Origin of the sequence: Amycolatopsis sp. NPDC023774 (assembly GCF_040639695.1) — a bacterium.
Lineage (GTDB): Bacteria > Actinomycetota > Actinomycetes > Mycobacteriales > Pseudonocardiaceae > Amycolatopsis.
Window position 1 is genome coordinate 538,724 of sequence record NZ_JBFAAJ010000001.1, and the last position, 16,571, is coordinate 555,294.

Genomic DNA, 16,571 nt, shown 5'->3' on the forward strand with positions numbered 1-16,571 from the left:
GTACTTGGGTCCGGTGGTGTTGCCCCACAGCAGTTTCCACGCCGGTGCGGTGTGTTGGCTGCGTGGGGTTCCGTCGCTGGTGCTGCCACGGCCGCGTCGACGCGCGCGTCCTCGGCGGCTGTCTCGACGCCGCCCCGACCGCCAGCCGCCCTGGGGCGAGCACCGATTCGCCACACCCCTGATCCGGCCACCGAGCGTCTCCCCCCCCGCTCGGCCGGCCCGGCCGCGCCACCTCGGCCCAGTCGCGCGGCTCCCCCATTCGACGCAGCCCCGCCTCAGCCGATCCGCCGCGCCACCGCGTTTGCCACACCGCTGCGCGAAGGGGACTCCAACTTACCCAGCAACCGCGCCACATGCGCCTGCACCGTGCGCCGCGGCAACGCCAGCTCGGTCGCGATATCGGGGTTCGACCGCCCCTCCGCCACGAGCGTCGCGATCCGAACTTCCAGCGGTGACAGCGAATCCCACCCATGCCCCGGCCGGGCGGCGGCCACGAACCGGCCACCGCGGCGGACGCCGAGTTCGCGCAGGCGCTTCTCCGCCCGCTGCAAGTCCCACCGGGCCGAGAGCGCGGTGTACAGCTCGGCGGCCTCGTCCAGCGCCGCGTGGGCCGCGGGCAGGTCCTCGGTGCGCGCGAGCAGCACCGCCGCGTCCTCCAGGGCCGCGGCGAGCTCCGGGCGGCGGCCGACCGAGCGGAAGTGCTCCACGGTCCGCAGCACGGGCGCCGGATCGCCGTCGATGAGGCCGCGGCACCAGTCCATCGCCGCGTGGGCCCGGGCCCGCTCGCGTTCCTTGGCCGCCTCTTCCTTGCACACCGCCAGCCCGCGCAGCGCGAGCGCCTGGTCGCCGGCCTCCAGTGCCAGCCCGACGAACATCGGCAGCCACTGGTGCCGCAACATCATCTGCGCGTAGGTCGGGTTCAGGATCGGCTCGAGGACGGCCAGCGCTTCCTTGATCTCCCCTCGCTGCCACGCGACCACCGAGTTGGCCACCAGCAGGAAGTCGAAACTCTCGCGCTCGGCACCGGTCGCCGGCGCGTACTCCTCCGCCGCGTCCAGGTGCGCCGCGGCCTGCCCGCGCTCGCCGCGCCGGGCGGCGATCAGCGACGCCACCCCGTGCAGCAGCAACGCCGCCGCGCCGGGTTCGCGCAGGCCGTAGAAGGTGATCGCCGGCCCGTCTTCCGTCACGGTGTCGAGCTCGACCAGCGCCTCGTCCCAGCGCCCTTCCCAGTAGCGGTGCACCGCGACCGACACTTGTAAGCCGATCGGCATCGAATGCCGCTGCGCGATCTCGCCCGCCGCCTGCAGCGTGCGGTCGGCCTCGCCGAGCCGGTCGAGGTTCTGCAGCGTGAACACGCGGTTGTCCAGCAGGTCCAGGTGCAAGTCGGCCAGCTCGTGTTCGTCGCCGACGGCCTCGATGGCCTGGTCGATGTGCGCCAGCGCGCTTTCGTGGTGGCGGCGCACGGAATCCACGAGCCACAACGTCTGCAGCGCGTGCGCCGACAGGTACGGATCGCCGTCGGCTTCCGCGCGGGCCTGGTGCGCGCTGGCCTCCGCGACGTCGAGGTCGTCCAGCCCACCGCGGCGGAAGTTCGCCAGCAGGTGCCGGCGCCGCACGTGCCAGATCTCGGGCAGCGCCGGATCGTCCTCGGCCTCTTCGAGGGTCTGCACGGCGAGCGCGACGGCCCCGCGGCGAAACCGCAGCGTGGCCAGCAGGTGCCGCATCTCGGCGACGTTCTCCGGGTCCTGCGACAGCTCGAGTGCCTGTACGGCAAGGGTTTCCGGGTTTCGCTCCAGCCGGAAGAGGACCTTCGTCAGCGCGGTGATCAGCGCCTCGCGCCGCGGGTCGGAGGCGGAGCACGCCGTGAGCGACCGCTCCAGCAGCTCCACGGCGATCAGCGGCGCCCGGTTGGTCACGGCCGTCTGGTTCTCCGTGAGCCAGTCCAGCACCCACGGATCCACAGTGGACGGTGCGGCCACGAGCTGCTCTGCCACGCGCTTCACCGGTGCGCCGATCCTCGCGAGCGCCTCCGCGGCCTGCCGGTGCAACGCCGCCCGCGTGCCCGACAGCAGCCGGTTGTAGAGCGCCTGGCGCAGCAACGGGTGCCGGAACGCGAGCTGCGTGCCCGTGTCGATGAGGACGTTGGCCGCCACCGCTTCTTCCAACGGCCCCAACAGGTCCGACGGCCGGATGCCCAGCACCGCCGCGATGTCGCCGACCGCGAACTCCATGCCCAGCAACGCGCCCCAGCGCAGCACGTCCTGCGTCTCGGCCGGCAGGAAGTCGAGTCGCCGGTCGACGGCCGCCACGAGCGAGCGCGGCGTCTCGAACTCGGCGGGGTCGTCGACGTCGGCGTAACCGCGGTCCACCTCCACCGCGCCGGCGCGCACGAGGACGTCTACCATTTCCTTGACGTACAACGGGTTTCCCGCGGCACGAGCGGCCAGTTCACGCAGACCGGGGCCCGGGTCCGCGCCCAGCAGGCCCTCGATCAGCCGCACGACGTCGTCGGACACCAGCGGCTCGAGGTCCAGCACCACGCCGTCGCGCGACTCGACGCCGCGGCGCAGCTGGGCGAGCTCGGCGCGGTCGGGCGCCGGCCGGGTCGCGGCCACGAGCAGCAGCGGCAGCTGCCGCGTCGCCGCGCACAGCCGGTGCCACACGAGCACGCTCGACTCGTCGGCCCACTGCAGATCGTCGATCAGGAGCACCAGCGGGGCGTCGGCACACAGCTCGTCCACCAGGGACAACAGCCGGTCGACCGCCCCGAGCACCGGGTCGCTCGAACCCCACGCACGCTGCGCCGGCCCCTCGCCCATCAGCTCCTTCGCCACGCGCGCGCGGCGCGGATCCGGTGAGGCGGCGTCGATCGCGAGGCACTCCAGCATCACCTGCAGGGGGAACCGGGTGCTCAGCTCGTCCGCCGCCACCCACGCGAGCTGCAGGCCGCCGCCGGTGGCGTGGCTGAACACGCGGGTGAGCAGCTCCGACTTCCCGATGCCCGGCTCGCCCTCGATCCACACGGCCCGGCCCCGCCCGTCGCGGACCTCGGCCAGCAGCTCGGTCAGCTGCGCCGTCTCCGCTTCGCGGCCGAACAACGGGCTGTCGTCCCCGTCGTCGAGCGCCCGGCTGACGCGCGGTGGCAGCACGGAAATCGGCTCGGGCGCCGCCAGGAGCTCCGGTGCCTTCGCTTTGGGCAGGTCCAGCGCGGAGTCCTGCGCCAGCACGCGCTGGTGCAGCTCCCGCAGCCGCGGCCCGGGCTCCACGCCCAGCTCCGCGCGAAGGGTGGCGCGGGCATCGCGGAACACGTCGAGCGCATCTGAGTGCCGGCCACTGCGGTAGAGCGCGAGCATCAGCGACTCGCGCACCGCCTCCCGCAGCGGGTGCTCGCCGACGAGCACCGTCAGCTCCGCGATCAGATCCTGGTGGCCGCCGAGCTCCAGCACGGCGGCGGCGCGGCGCTCCAAGGTGTCGAGCCGCAGCTCGGCCAGGTGTTCGCGGTGGCGCTCGGCGAACTCGCCGGGCACACCGGACAGCGCTTCGCCGTGCCAGAGGGCGAGCGCGGCGTCGTACTCCGCGGCGGCCTTGTCGTGCTCACCGGCGGCGGCGTGCTGCTGGGCCTGCTCGCGGTGGCGTTCGAACACGGCCGCGTCGAGGTCTCCGGGCTCCAGCGCGAGCGAATAGCCTCCGGCGTCGGACACGAGCACGCCCGAGGCCGCCCACTTCGTGCGCTCGGGGTCGAGCGCGCGCCGCAGTCCCGAGACATAGGTGTGCACGCTGCCCTCGACGCTGGCAGGAGGCGAGTCGCCCCACACGCCCGCGATGAGCTCCGCGCGCGGCACGGAGCGGCCGGCGTTGACCGCGAGCATCGCGAAGATGGCACGCTGGCGCGCGGGCCCGAGCTTGATCTCGGCCGGACCCCGCCAGGCCCGCAACGGGCCGAGCACGTCCACCCGCAACCCGCTGTGCGCATCCCCTGGCATGCCGTTCCATTCGACGTACCGGTCTGACTCGACGAGCTTACCGGGAGCCGGTGATCACCCGGCATCGTACGAGTGGCCACTTCCATCCATGGCCCCGCCGCCACCCTCGACGGAGGTGCCGCGCGCCCGTGCCCGATTCAAAGGCCCGACGGCCAGTCCCGCTCAGCGGGAGAACGGGATCATTCCCCCGCCGCCCGGCTGCGCACGGGGTTCGCGCGGCGGATGCCGTGCGGGTGCATCCGGGTTTCGGCTCGGCGCACGTCCCACGCCGCGCCGAGCGTGGTGTAGCTGGTGAGGGCGGCGCGGAACGCCGAGCGGGCCTCGTCGAGCCGGTCGTGTTCCGCCAGCAGGATCGCGGCGTCCTCGGTGGCGCGCGCGTGTTTCAGCACGCGGCCGGCGGCCTCGTAGTGCGCGGCCGCGCCGAGGATCGCGTCGGGATCGCCCGTGACCAGGCCGCGGCAGTGCGCCGCGGCCGCCAGGTGCGCGGGCGGGACGTCGGTGCCGTCGGTGGCACCGACCAGCCGCAGCGCCTGGAACGCGTGGTTCTTCTCGCCCAGCTGCATCGCCAGCCGCACCAGGTCCGGCAGCCACTGCTGGCGCGCCGAAGGCGGATAACCCTCGTCCAGCAACGGCGTCAGCGCGGCGAGTGCAGCCTCCGGGTTGCCCTCCAGTTCGAACAGCTGCGCCTCGGCGGCCAGCAGATAGTCGCCGCCATTGGGTTCGAGGCCCTGCGGCCAGTGCTGGTGCGCGGCGGCGTCGAGGTGCGCGCTCGCTTCTTCCGGCTCGTCGCGGTGGCTCGCGATCAACGCGCCGACACCGTGCACGAGCAGCGCGGAACCGGGGCTGCGCAACACGTACGACGCCGTCTCCGCACCGCCCTTGATCACCGTGTCGAGCTCGGCCAGCGCCTCCGGCCAGCGGCCGCGCCAGTAGTAGTGGACGGCGCCCGCGAGGTGCATCTCGCCGGGCACGGCGCGGGTCGCGGCCAGCCGGCGCGCAGTGCTCAGCGGTTCGGCGGCGTCGTCGAGGCCGTCGAGCACACCGAGCTCCGACAAGTCCGGTTCGGACGTTTCGTCCACGGCCAGGCGTTCGAGCGTCGCGCGCAGTGTTTCGTGCCGGCCGCGCCACATCTCGGGCACGTTCGGGTCGGCGAGCGTTCTACGGACCTCTTCGGACGCTTCGGCGAACTCACCGCGGCGGTAGTAGATGTAGGCGAGGATCCAGCGCATCTCCGCCGCCTGCCTGCTGTCCTCGGTCCGCGCGACGACCGAGCGCGCCTCGGCTTCGGGCTCGCGGCCGAGCCAGAACAGCAGCCGCGCGAGCGTGGCCGTCAGCGGTTCGCGGGCGTCGGCGGGCAGCGAGGCCTGCGTGACCACGTGCTTGAGCAGGTCGACGGCCATGCGCGGCGCCTCGGTGGCGACGGTGCCGATGTGCTCGGTGAGCCAGCCCGTGACCCACGAGTCGACCTGCACCGGCGCCGCGGCCAGCTGCTCGGCCACGCGCTCGGGCGACGCACCGGCGCCCTGGAACGCCTCGGCGAGCTGGCGGTGCAGCGCCACCCGCATCGCGGCCGGCGTCTTTTCGTAGAGCACGCGGCGCAGCAGCGGGTGGCGGAAGGCCAGCAGCTCGTCGGATTCGGTGAGGACGCCGGCGGCGAGCGCCTCTTCGACGGCGCCGACCAGCGCGGTCGCCTGCCGTTCGGTGGCGATCGCGATGTCCGACAGCGAGAACTCCTTGCCCAGCAAGGCCGCCCAGCGCAGGACGTCGCGCGTGCCGCTGGAGAGGAAGCTCAGGTACAGGGTGATGCGCGAGCCCAGCGGCGCCGGGATCGTGCGGCAGCTGTTGCCGTCGACGATCGCCTGCGCGCCGTCGAGCAGGACCATCGCGTTGGAGAGCAGTGTCTCCACGATTTCCTTGGCGTAGCGCGGGTTTCCCGACGCGAACGAGATCAGCGTGCGCAGCACCTGACCCGGCGGGGCGCCGGCGAGATCACCTGCGAGGTCGCGGATCGCGCTTTCCGGCAGCGGCCCGAGCGTGAGCAGCTCGGTGCCGTCGGCCGCCAGTTCCGCGCGCAGGCCGTCCAGCTCGGCGGGACGCGGGACCGGGCGGCACGCGCCGATCAGCAGCAGGGGCAGCCGCCGCGTCTCGCGGCTCAGGTAGCGCCACACGCGCAGCGTCGTGTCGTCGGCCCACTGCAGGTCGTCGACCACGAGTGCGAGCGGTTCGTCCGCGCACAGCTCGCGCACGAGCCCGAGGATGCCCTCCACCGGATCGGCGCCGGGGTTCTCGGCGAGCGCGACGGCGAGCTCCGCGCGGCGCAGGTCCGACGCGCGCGGGTGCACACCCAGTGCGTCGAGCAGCGGCCGCAGGGTGAAGCGCTGGTCGAGCGCGTCGGCCGAGGCGAACAACGGTTTGCCGCCCGCGTCCTGGGCAATCGACAGGGTTTCGGCGAGCAGCGCAGTCTTGCCGATGCCGGGTTCGCCCTCGACCCACACCGAACGGCCGAGCCCGCCGGCGAGACCGGCGACGGCCTCGCGCAGCAGCAAGGTCTCGCTCGCGCGGTCGAAGAAGATCTCCGCGCGCGGCGGCAGCACCGGCAGCGGGAAGCGCGGCACGCGAGCGGGCGTCGGAGCCGGTCGCGGCGCGGGAGCCGGGGTCTCCGTCGCGGAGCCACCGCCCAGCAGGCGCTCGTACAGCTCGCGCAGCGCCGGGCCCGGTTCGGTGCCGAAGCCCTCGATCAGCTTGTCCTGCATGTCCGTGTACACGGCCAGTGCTTCCTCGCGACGGTCGCCGAGCGCGAGCGCTCGCATGAGCAGCCCGTGCAGCGGCTCGCGGAACGGGTGTTCACGCGCGGACTCGAGCAGCTCGTCGACGAGCTCCAGGTGCCTGCCGTTGCCGAGCACGACTTCCGCACGGCGCTCGACTGTCGCGAGGCGCAGCTCCTCCAGCCGCGTGCGCTGCGACGCCGCGAACGGGCCGGGCAGGTTCTGCAGCGGCTCGCCGCGCCACAGCGTGAGCGCTTCGTCGAGCTTTGCCAGCGCCGGGCCGCGTTCGCCGGCGGAGAGGTGGCGCTGGGCCTGGTCGCGCAGGGCTTCGAAGCGGTGCACGTCGACGGTTTCGGGGTCCACGCACAGCGAGTAACCCGACCCGATGGACGCGAGCAGCTGCGGCCCGGCGCCCTTCGCGCGGCCGGGTTCGAGCGCGCGGCGCAGGCCGGAGATGTAGGTGTAGATGCTGCCGTGAGCGCTGGCCGGGGGCGCGTCGCCCCACACGGCGTCGATCAGCTCTTCGCGGGAAACGGTGCGGTTGGGCGACATCGCCAGCACCGCGAGAACCGTGCGGCGGTGGGCGGAGCCCAAATCCAGCTTGGCGCTGCCGAGTTCCGTGTCACCACGCCAGGCGCGGACCGGGCCGAGCAGCCGGATCTTCGGCGCGGTGATACCGCCTGCCGCGCCGTCCGCTGCCGACATCGGTCTCCTTTCACGCGTAGACGGATCGTCACACGCCGGATGCCAGTGGTGATCTTACGCCCGAACGGGTGGTGGAGCGGGCCGGGGCCGCGTCTCGCCGGCTGCCCTGACCGTCAGTCTCCGCGCGCGGTGTTGCGGCCACTCGGCGTGACGGCGAACACCGGGGAAACTCCGCGGCCGAGACCCCGGTGGAACGGCAGGCAAGGATATCCGAAAATCGGGCATACCACCTGGTCCCCGGTTTCGCCACCCCTGTCGGTGGGTCACGCTCGGTGGTAAGCCCGGGCGGCACGGGCGCGGGTTCTGGGGACGTGTGGTGAGGAGAGCGTCGTGAAATCGATCCCTCCGACGGTGGTGCCGGACGGCATGCGAGGTGCGGCGGGTGAGTTCGCCCGCGCCATAGACTCGGCGAACGCCCATTTGAGGCGGGTCAACAGCGAGATGGCGGCGCTGCAGGCTTCGTGGCGGGGCGACGCTTCGGTGCGCTTCGGCCAGGCGATGAACGACTGGGAACAGCAGTACGACCTCATCCTGGGCCGGCTCGCCGACCTGCTCGCGGTCACCGGCGGCCCGGCCGCCGACGAGCGGGCGACGCCGTGGACGGGTGGCCTGAGCGGGGTATGAGTCCAGGGCGTTTCGACTTCACCGACGCCGACGAGATCCTCGACCGGATGGGCAGGACGACCGGCGGGATCCGGGCTGTGCTGGCGGAGCTGGAGTCCACTGTAGAACGGGGCCTGGCGGGCTGGACGCCGGAGGCGCAGGCGCGCTACTGGGCGGCCAAGCAGGCGTGGACCGAGGCCGTCGGCCGGATGCCCGACTGCGTCGAGCGGGCGCGGGAGGCATTCCGGGAAATCGCCGGGGACTCCGGCGCGGCGGGGCCGGGCGCGTGCGGGGTGTGCTCGGAAGCGTGAAGGCCGGCGTGTGAAGACCGGGCCGGCGGGCGGCTCAACCCTGCCGTCAAGATGCTCGTGAAGGCGCGCGTAGAGTGCGCTGACCTGCGATTGTCGGGAGATTCTCCACGTTCGCGGCAGGCGTGAAGAATCTTGGTAAGAAAACGTGAAGTCGTCCGCGCGAGACTTGTCACCGTCAACCTGGAGTGGTGGTAGGAGATCTCGTGAAGCTCGTCAAAGTCGCTGTTCTCGCCTCGGACCCGATCACCAAGGCCGGCGCCGCGAGTCTGCTGGGCACCCGCCCCGAGTTGCAGGTCCTCCCCGAGGACTCGGCCGCGCAGGCCGACGTGGTCCTCGTGATGGAGGAGCACGTGACCGACCGCGTGCTGTCGCGGGTCAAGGAGTTGGGTCGCGAGTCCGAGCAGCCGGCCGGACCGCACCTCGTCATCGTCGCCGACCACTTCCGGGAGAGCGACCTGATGACCGCCATCGAGTGCGGCGTCGTCGCGATCCTGCCGCGCCGCGAGACCGGTGGCGCCGAACTGGTGTCCGCCGTGCTCACCGCCGGCGATGGCACCGCCAGCCTGCCGCCGCGCCTGCAGGGCGCGTTGCTGGGCCAGGTCCAGCGCATGCGCCGCGACGTGCTCGAGCCCAACGGCCTCACCCTGTCCGGCCTCGCTGCCCGCGAGTGCGACGTGCTGCGGCTCGTCGCCGAGGGCTACGGCACCGAGGAGATCGCGACGAAGCTCTGCTACTCGGAGCGGACCGTGAAGAACGTCCTCTACGGCCTGATGACCCGCTGCGGCCTCAACAACCGCGCCCACGCCGTGGCCTACGCCCTGCGTGCCGGCGCCATCTGAACCACTCTCGCCGGGCGGCGACCGGGGCGGTGTCGCCGCCCTTGCTTCGGGCCTTCTCCCTTTCTCCGGGGAAGGCCCTTCTTGCGTCTGTCCGTTTGTGGTTCAGACATCCAGAACCCGCAGGCAGAGAGGGCGCAGGTCGTCGTCGGAGCGCTGGTCCAGTCCTCTTGGCGCGGGGCCGATGCCCTCGTTCCGCCGCGCGCCCGGGTCGGTGCGGCTGAGCAGCGAGACGGAACGATGGGCCACGACCTGATCCACGACACCGTCGACGAGCAGCTCGCGCCCGGCTGTCCGGTTTGGACCTTCGCGGCCGCTTCGAGGAGTTCGTCGAACGCCGTGATGCTGCTCTGCAGGAGCGCCGCGATGGTCTCGGCGTTCGAATGGAAGCAGTAGTAGACATTGGCTTTCGTCACGCCCACGGTGTCGGCGATCAGCTGCAGCGAAGTGGCCTCGGACCCGTGCTCGGCGAACAGCGCTTGCGCCGGCTGATGAAGTTCGAGGAGAGACTCGTGCGCGTACTGGTGACCGGCGGGACGGCTACGTCGCCGGCTGGTGCCTCGCCGAGCTGCTGCGACGCGGCCACGACGTGCGGACGACGGTGCGTTCGGCCGCCGAGGAAGCCGCCGTGCGCCGTGCGGTCGGCAGCGAGACCGACCCCGGCGACCGCCTGGAGGGCGTGGTCGCCGACCTGACGTCCGACGCCGGCTGGGCCGAGGCGGTGGCCGGCTGCACCTACGTGCTGCACGTCGCATCGCCGCTGGGTGGCGACGGTTCGCGCGACCCCGGCGCGTTCATCGGCCCCGCGCGCGACGGTGCGCTGCGGGTGCTGGAAGCTGCGACCGAGGCCCGGGTGTCGCGGGTCGTGATGACGTCCTCGCTGGCCGCCGCCGCGCCGCCGATCGGCACGCGCAGCGCGGAGGTGTTGGACGAGACCCGGCGGACCGACCCCGACGAGCGCCGCCGCAACCCGTACCGCCGGTCCAAGGCCGTGGCCGAGCGCGCGGCGTGGGACTTCACCGAGTCCTCGGGCGGCGGCACTTCGCCGGCGACTGTGCTGCCGGGCGCGGTCCTCGGCCCCGTGCTGGAAGGCCAGGCGCTCGGCTCCGTGCAGCTGATCGGCGCCCTGCTCGACGGCCGCCTCCCCGGCGTCCCGCGGCTCGGCTACAGCGTCACCGACGTCCGTGACCTCGCCGATCTCCACATTCGCGCCATGCTGCGCCCGAGGCCGCGGGTGAGCGGTTTGTCGTCGTCGGCGAGTTCCTGTGGCTGCGCGAGGCCGCGCGCGAGATCCGCGCGCAGCTCGGGCCCGACGCCGCCAAGGTACCCACGCGCGGGTTACCCGATTTCGTGCTGCGCGGCTTCGCACTCGTCAACGCGGGCGTGCGCGACGTGGTGCCTGACCTCGGCCGGAAGAACGTGTACACCTCGGCCAAGCGCAGAAGCTGCTCGGCTGGCAGCCCCGGCCCGCAGCCGCGACCGTCGTCGACTGCGCGCGGAGCCTTGGCGCTGTCCACTGAGGACGGTTAGGGTGCGGGTCATGGTGCAGACTGCGGTGGAGATCGCGCGCGCGGTGCGCGCCGGTGAGCTGGATCCCGTCCAGGTGACCAAAGAAGCCCTCGCCCGCATCGCCGCGGCCGCCGGCGTGGTCGGCGCGTTCCGGCGGGTGCGTGCCGCGGAGGCCCTCGCGGAGGCAGCCGAGCTCGCCGCCCGCCCGGACCTGCGTGATTTGCCGTTGGCCGGCGTTCCGGTGGCGGTGAAAGACGTCACGGAGGTCGCCGGCGAATACGCGGGCTGGGGCTCTGCCGCCGGCCCGCGGGCCCCGTTTTCTTCCGACGGGGTGATCGCCGCACGCCTGCGCGCGGCAGGCGCCGTGATCGTCGGCCTCACCCGCGTGCCGGAGCTGTGCCTGTACCCGATGAGTGACGACCCCACCGGCGTCTCCCGCAACCCGTGGGAACCCGCGTATACCGCGGGCGGTTCTTCGGGCGGCAGCGCGGCCGCCGTCGCCGCCGGCCTCGTCCCCCTCGCACACGGCACCGACGGTCTCGGCTCCGTGCGCCTGCCCGCTGCCATGTGCGGCCTCGTCGGCCTCAAGCCCGGCCACGGCGTCGTCCAGGAGCCAGTCGAGGGCTGGTACGGCATGTCCACGCACGGCCCGCTCGCCACCACCACCGCCGACGCGGCCCTGCTGATGTCCGTGCTGGGGGAGCGACCTGAACTGGCCGAGGTGCCGGTGCCCGGCCCGCAGCGCATCGCCTTCTCCACCCAGGTCCCGGTCACGCGCGCCCCGCTCCCGCGCCCGCTCGGGCAGGCCGTCACGCAAGCCTCGACGTTGCTGGCCGGTTGTGGGCATTCGCTGACGGAAGCCACCCCCGCCTACGGCTTCGACACCATGCTCGCCCTCGTCGCCCGCTGGTTCGCCGGCCCCGCCGCCCAAGCCGACGCGGAGTTCACCTTCCGCCACCTCCAACCCCGCACCCGCACCCACGTCCGCCTGGGCCACCTCACGCGCGCCTTCGTCCGCGACCGCTCCCGCACCACCTGGATCTCCCGCGCCGAGGAGTTCTTCGCGTCCCACGACGTGCTCATCACCCCGACGCTCGCGACCCTGCCCCCGAAAGCCCAGCGCTGGCACCGCCGCTCGTGGTTCGCTAACGCCCTGCCGGCCGTCCGCGTCGCCGACTTCACGGGCTTCTGGAACCTCGCGGGCTTCCCCGCCCTCTCCGTCCCCGTCGGCCACCACCCGACCCTCGACCTCACCACGTCGGTCCAGCTGATCGCCCCACCCGGCGGCGAATCGCTGCTGCTGGGCCTGGCTGCACAGCTGGAGGCCGCCAACCCCTGGCCCCGCAGCCGCTGACCCCGCAGACGACGAAGGCCGCTTTCCCCTGTCCGGGAAAGCGGCCTTCCGACGTGCAGGGCGGATCAGGAGTGGGACTTGCCGGCCGCCTGTGAGACGGGCTGAGGCGTGGTGCCGTTGGCTTTGCTGTTGCCGTTTGCCGGAGTGGGCTTGGGTTTCACCGTCGGGGCCGGGGTGGTCGGGGAGTCGACCGAGACGACCTCGGGCGTGGGCTTCGGGGCCGGACCGGCCTTCGGCGCGGGTGCCGGTGTGGCAGCGGGTTTGGCAGCAGCAGCCGGGGCAGGCGAAGACGCGGCAGCAGGCTTGGTGGAAGCAGCCGGGGCCGGCGAAGGCGCAGCGGCAGGCTTGGCAACAGCAGGTGCAGAAGCAGCAGGCTTGGCCGCCGCAGAAGCCACAGCCGGCTCATCCCCACCCACCAGCTTCGACGCCGAGGGGATCACCGATTCCGCCGGGAGCGCCGCCAGCAGGCTCTCACTGCTCTTCAGCACCTCGTCCGCCATCGCCAGGTTCTTGCGCGCCTGCTCGCGGATTTCGGCGAGGCGCTCGACCTTGCGGGTCGCGGCGGTGGTGCGCTGGGCGGCCTGTGTGGTGGCTTCGTCGAGGCGCCGCTTGGCTTCCGTCGTGGCCTCGTCGACGCGGCGCTTGGCCTCGGCCGTCGCGTCGGCGATGCGGCGCTCGGCCTGGTTCTTGCTCGCCGTGCGCTGGTCGGCGATCAGCTTCTCGTGCGCGGTGCGCTCGGCGGTGATCTTCGAGTCGAAGTCGCGCTCGATCTTGCGGCGCTTGCGCTCGGCTTCGTTGTCGAGGAGTTCCCGGCGTTGCGCCGCCTCGACGGTGAGCCGCTGCACCTCGGCACGCGTCTCCTTCAAAGCCGCTTCGTGTTCGGAGTGCAGCGCCTCGGCCTGCTTGTCGAGCTCGGCGACCAAGCGCGTGTAGCGCTCGCGCAGCTTCGTCGACGCCTCGGTGGACGACGCCCAGTGCTTCTCCGCCGCCACCTGCGCGCGCTTGGTGATCTCGTCCGCGCGCGCCTGCGCGAGCTGCACCGTGCGCTGCATGCGCTCGTCCAGGTCCTCGAGCCGCTCGGGCGGCTTCATCAGTTCCTCGACGCGACCCTGCAGCTTGGTCACCTCACCGCGCGCGGCCTCGAGCTCGCGCGACAGCGTGGCGACCTGCGTCGCCGCCGCGTCGCGATCACTGAGCAGCCGGCGCAGCTGCGCCTCGAGGTGATCGAGGTACTGGCGCACCTCGTTGCGGTCGAAGCCGTGCCAGGCTTGGGTGTACTCGCGCCGCAGGGGCAGGAGGCCGTTGTCTCGCTCGGGAACCATGGGCCCGACCGTACCCGCGCACATTGTGTCGTCGGCGTCAGGCGTGGTGATTCACCGCCACGTGTCCGGCCCTACCTGGTGATCGTCCCCTGAACGGCCTCACCCTCGAAACGCACCGTGACTACCAGTGGAACCCGCGCGACAGCCGGGCCAGCGCCATCGCCGCCCGCGACAGGTGTTTCTCGCCACGGCCGATCTTGAGCCGGCCCGAGCCGCCGGCCGCCGTCGAGTCGGGGAAGATGCGGAAACCCTGGTACGCGATCGCGTCGGTGAGGCCCGGGGCCAGCGAGTACGTGAGCCCGATGGCCTGCCCCGCCGGCGTGCCGATGTGCTTGGGCCGCTCGATCAGCGCCTTCATGACCATGTCGGCCGCCTGCTCCGGCGATTTCGTGGGGAACGCGTCGTAGATCTTCGTCGGCCGGATCATCGGCGTGCGCACCAGCGGCATGTGGATCGTGGTGAACGTGATCCCGTCACCGTGCGTCTCCGTCGCCGCGATCCGTGAAAAGTAGTCGAGCGCGGCCTTCGACGCGGCGTACGCGGAGAAGCGCGGCGCGATGCCCTGCACGCCGATCGACGACACGTTCACAATGTGCCCGAACTTCCGCTCCGACATGTGCGGCAGCACCGCGAGGATCAGCCGCACCGCGCCGAAGTAATTGATCGCCATCGCGCGCTCGTAGTCGTGCATGCGGTCGTACGACAGCTTGATCGACCGGCGGATCGAGCGGCCCGCGTTGTTCACCAGCATGTCGATCCGGCCGTGCTCGGCCAGCATCGCGTCCACGGCCTTGTGCACCGACTCCTCGTCGGTCAGGTCCGCCGGGTACACCGACGCCGTACCGCCGGCCGCGATGATCTCGTCGCGCACCTCTTCCAGCTCGTGCTGCCGCCGCGCCACCAGCAGCGGCACACCGCCCGCCGCCGCGACCTTCAGCGCCGTCGCCCGCCCGATGCCCGAAGACGCGCCCGTGATGATCACGCGCCGCCCGTCCAGCTCACCGCGCGGGCCGTGCTTGCGGGCGCGGAACGGGTCGAGGTGCTCGCGCCAGTAGCGCCACAGCGTGGCCGCGTAGTCCTCGAGCCGCGGCACCTCCACGCCCGTGCCCGCCAGCGCCTTGCGCGTCTCGGTCGAGGCGAACACCGAGGGGAACGCCATCGTCTCCAGCAGCACCGGCGGGATGCCGAGGCGCTCCATCACCGCGTCGCGCGCGATCGTGAAGCCCGGGATGTGCTCGCTGAGCTTCACCAGCCCGACGAGCCCCTTCGACACACCCTCGCCCAGCTGCACCGTGATCGTCGGCGCCCCTGCGGACCGCGCGAACGCGTTGTACACCGACACCACCGGCTGCGGCTCGGGGTTCACGAGGTGGAAGGCGCGCCCGTCGAGACCCGGCGTGGTCACCAGCTCCAGGAGCGCCTTGGCCACGTAGTCGACCGGCACCACGTTGGTGTCGCCGAGGTCCGGCCCAACGATCGGCACGTCGGGCAGCCCGGCGAGCTTGCTGATGGCGGGGAAGAGGTAGTACGGGCCGTCGATCTTGTCCATCTCGCCGGTCTCGGAGTCACCCACGACCACCGCCGGCCGGTACACGCGCCAGGGCACCTCGTGCTGCTCGCGCACCAGCTTCTCGGCCTCGAACTTCGTGCGGTGGTACGGCGTGATCAGCCGCTGCCCGACGTCGAACATGTCCTCGGTGAACAGGCCCTCGTGATCGCCGGCCACGGCCACCGACGACACGTGGTGCAGCGCGCCGGCGCGCAGGTCCGCGGCGAGGTCGACAACGTGCTGCGTACCGTCCACATTGGCCTTGATGCTGGTCTCGTCGTCGGCGGTGATGTCGTAGAGGGCGGCCAGGTGCACCACGTGGTCGACGCCGCGCAGGTCTTCGCGGTCCTCCTGGGACACGCCCAGCATCGGCTCGCCGAGGTCACCGGTCACGAGCGTCACACGGTCCGCGTGCGGCCGCCCGTCCACCAGCTTCGCCAGCTTCTCCCTCGACGACGCGCGCACCACGAGGGCGACGCGTTCCGCGTCCGGCCGCATGAGCAGCAGCCGGGTGAACTGGCGGCCGATCAAGCCGGTCGCACCCGTCACCAAGAACGTCGCCATCTCCATCACCCTCCGCCGTGCACCGCTGGACCCTTGCCGCATTCTGCTGCATGGAAGCCGCGCTGACCACAGCGCGCCCAAGCGATGTTACTCACTAGTAACTTGTGGCGAAATCCGGGTCCGCAGGTCGCAGGCACCTTTTTCCGGCGACAGTGTCCCGATGAGTGGCACGAAGTGACCGTTCGCGACACCCGCCGCGCAGTGCGAAGGGTCCCCTCGTACCACGCGAACTGCACGCCGTTGCCCGCCACGCGGGAGAAAAAGGCAGAAAACGGTGCCCCGGCGAAATCCCGCCGGGGCACCGATGTCGAAAGCACTCTTGAGACGCGCGGTGAACAGGATCAGACCGGATCCGCGACGACGACCCGGTTCTCCTCGTACCCGTCGGCCCCGCCGACCCACCGGCCGCCACAGGTCACGAGCACCACACGATGCGGCCCGGCCTGTCCGAAGAGGTCGTCGGCGCGGGCCGGCAGATCATTCTTGTGCACGGTGACCAGCTGCGAGATCCGGTACTTCGAGGTCTTCCCCGCATTGTCCACAATGGTCACCTCGCCGCCGATGCGCTCGTTCCACAGCTCGGCGAACGGCCCCGTAGCGCCCTTCCAGTTCACGTGCCCCGCAAAGACGCTGGCGCCGCTCACCGCGTCGAGCGCGGCGCCCCACCAGGCCGCCTGCCCGATGTCCGAGGGCACCGGCAGCGTGTTGCCCGGCCCGAGGCTCTGACGCACCATCGCGGCCGTCCCGCCGCCGGGCAGCCGGAGCGTGCCCGGCTTCTGCGGGGCGAGCGGGGGCTGCTTGTGCTCCACCGGCGCGGCGGGCGGCGGCGCGGCCGGCGCGGTGGACGACGGTGGTGAAGGAGGTAGTGAAGGAGGTGCCGAAGAAGGCGCCTCCGAAGGCGCGGCCGGCCGCAAACCCGCGAAGGCGGTGGTGGCCGGCTGAGCACTGCCGGCCACCACCGCCACCGGGGGTGCGCTGATCACGACGGTGGCGAGCGACACCACGAGAACGCTCGCCGCGCCGAGGACGAAACCGGTGATCAACCGGCTTTTGCGTGCCATACCCGTTCC

General features: G+C 72.3%; 11 protein-coding genes and 2 pseudogenes. 6 read left to right on the forward strand and 7 right to left on the reverse strand.

What is annotated here, in order from left to right; all coding sequences use genetic code 11:
* Positions 1-275: 275 nt before the first annotated feature.
* Both AB0F91_RS02780 and AB0F91_RS02785 read right to left on the reverse strand, forming a co-directional pair.
* Positions 276-3,983: a BTAD domain-containing putative transcriptional regulator gene (locus tag AB0F91_RS02780; protein ID WP_360594166.1), complete on the reverse strand. Its 3,708-nt coding sequence runs from the start codon at positions 3,981-3,983 to the stop codon at positions 276-278.
* 179 nt (positions 3,984-4,162) lie between these two features.
* The gene (locus AB0F91_RS02785; protein WP_360594168.1) at positions 4,163-7,453 is read right to left on the reverse strand and encodes a BTAD domain-containing putative transcriptional regulator; all 3,291 of its coding nucleotides are present in this window, start codon (positions 7,451-7,453) and stop codon (positions 4,163-4,165) included.
* A 330-nt stretch (positions 7,454-7,783) separates the two neighbouring features.
* Between AB0F91_RS02785 and AB0F91_RS02790 the strand changes: the two genes are divergently transcribed.
* From AB0F91_RS02790 to AB0F91_RS02800, 3 genes are all read left to right on the forward strand, one after another.
* Positions 7,784-8,077, forward strand: a complete 294-nt coding sequence (locus AB0F91_RS02790) for a WXG100 family type VII secretion target (protein ID WP_360594170.1) — start codon at positions 7,784-7,786, stop codon at positions 8,075-8,077.
* Positions 8,074-8,367, forward strand: coding sequence for a hypothetical protein (locus tag AB0F91_RS02795; protein ID WP_360594172.1), 294 nt, complete (start codon positions 8,074-8,076; stop codon positions 8,365-8,367). Before AB0F91_RS02790 ends, AB0F91_RS02795 begins: the two co-directional genes overlap by 4 nt.
* A 203-nt stretch (positions 8,368-8,570) precedes the next feature.
* Complete coding sequence (locus AB0F91_RS02800; protein ID WP_360594173.1) at positions 8,571-9,206, forward strand: response regulator transcription factor; 636 nt, start codon at positions 8,571-8,573, stop codon at positions 9,204-9,206.
* Between the two features lie 102 nt (positions 9,207-9,308).
* Here the strand turns inward: AB0F91_RS02800 and AB0F91_RS02805 are convergent, their stop codons facing one another.
* Positions 9,309-9,452, reverse strand: a complete 144-nt coding sequence (locus tag AB0F91_RS02805) for a hypothetical protein (protein WP_360595179.1) — start codon at positions 9,450-9,452, stop codon at positions 9,309-9,311.
* Here AB0F91_RS02805 and AB0F91_RS02810 point away from each other — a divergent pair.
* A complete protein-coding gene (locus AB0F91_RS02810; RefSeq protein ID WP_360595180.1) occupies positions 9,444-9,599 on the forward strand; it encodes a hypothetical protein in 156 nt (51 codons plus the stop codon). The genes AB0F91_RS02805 and AB0F91_RS02810 overlap by 9 nt on opposite strands.
* A gap of 32 nt (positions 9,600-9,631) precedes the next feature.
* Here the strand turns inward: AB0F91_RS02810 and AB0F91_RS02815 are convergent.
* Positions 9,632-9,679 (reverse strand): annotated as a pseudogene (locus tag AB0F91_RS02815) (hypothetical protein); the annotation flags it as partial.
* A gap of 113 nt (positions 9,680-9,792) precedes the next feature.
* On the opposite strand from AB0F91_RS02815, the pseudogene AB0F91_RS02820 reads away from it, so the two are divergent.
* Positions 9,793-10,371 (forward strand): annotated as a pseudogene (locus tag AB0F91_RS02820) (NAD-dependent epimerase/dehydratase family protein); the annotation flags it as partial.
* 372 nt (positions 10,372-10,743) lie between these two features.
* Positions 10,744-12,066 carry an amidase family protein gene (locus AB0F91_RS02825; protein ID WP_360595124.1) on the forward strand — a complete coding sequence of 441 codons (1,323 nt, stop codon included), beginning with the start codon at positions 10,744-10,746 and terminating at the stop codon, positions 12,064-12,066.
* A gap of 65 nt (positions 12,067-12,131) precedes the next feature.
* Here AB0F91_RS02825 and AB0F91_RS02830 read toward each other — a convergent pair whose 3' ends face one another.
* The 3 genes from AB0F91_RS02830 to AB0F91_RS02840 form a co-directional block, all read right to left on the reverse strand.
* A complete protein-coding gene (locus tag AB0F91_RS02830; protein WP_360594175.1) occupies positions 12,132-13,388 on the reverse strand; it encodes a cell division protein DivIVA in 1,257 nt (418 codons plus the stop codon).
* 121 nt (positions 13,389-13,509) lie between these two features.
* The gene (locus tag AB0F91_RS02835; protein WP_360594177.1) at positions 13,510-15,501 is read right to left on the reverse strand and encodes an SDR family oxidoreductase; all 1,992 of its coding nucleotides are present in this window, start codon (positions 15,499-15,501) and stop codon (positions 13,510-13,512) included.
* A gap of 341 nt (positions 15,502-15,842) precedes the next feature.
* The gene (locus AB0F91_RS02840; protein WP_360594178.1) at positions 15,843-16,562 is read right to left on the reverse strand and encodes a class F sortase; all 720 of its coding nucleotides are present in this window, start codon (positions 16,560-16,562) and stop codon (positions 15,843-15,845) included.
* Positions 16,563-16,571 lie beyond the last annotated feature (9 nt).

Coding starts and splice junctions, on each gene's coding strand:
- AB0F91_RS02780 (WP_360594166.1), bottom strand. CDS start 3,983: ATGCCAGGGGATGCGCACAGCGGGTTGCGGGTGGACGTGCTCGGCCCG.
- AB0F91_RS02835 (WP_360594177.1), bottom strand. CDS start 15,501: ATGGCGACGTTCTTGGTGACGGGTGCGACCGGCTTGATCGGCCGCCAG.
- AB0F91_RS02810 (WP_360595180.1), top strand. CDS start 9,444: ATGGGCCACGACCTGATCCACGACACCGTCGACGAGCAGCTCGCGCCC.
- AB0F91_RS02795 (WP_360594172.1), top strand. CDS start 8,074: ATGAGTCCAGGGCGTTTCGACTTCACCGACGCCGACGAGATCCTCGAC.
- AB0F91_RS02825 (WP_360595124.1), top strand. CDS start 10,744: ATGGTGCAGACTGCGGTGGAGATCGCGCGCGCGGTGCGCGCCGGTGAG.
- AB0F91_RS02830 (WP_360594175.1), bottom strand. CDS start 13,388: ATGGTTCCCGAGCGAGACAACGGCCTCCTGCCCCTGCGGCGCGAGTAC.
- AB0F91_RS02785 (WP_360594168.1), bottom strand. CDS start 7,453: ATGTCGGCAGCGGACGGCGCGGCAGGCGGTATCACCGCGCCGAAGATC.
- AB0F91_RS02840 (WP_360594178.1), bottom strand. CDS start 16,562: ATGGCACGCAAAAGCCGGTTGATCACCGGTTTCGTCCTCGGCGCGGCG.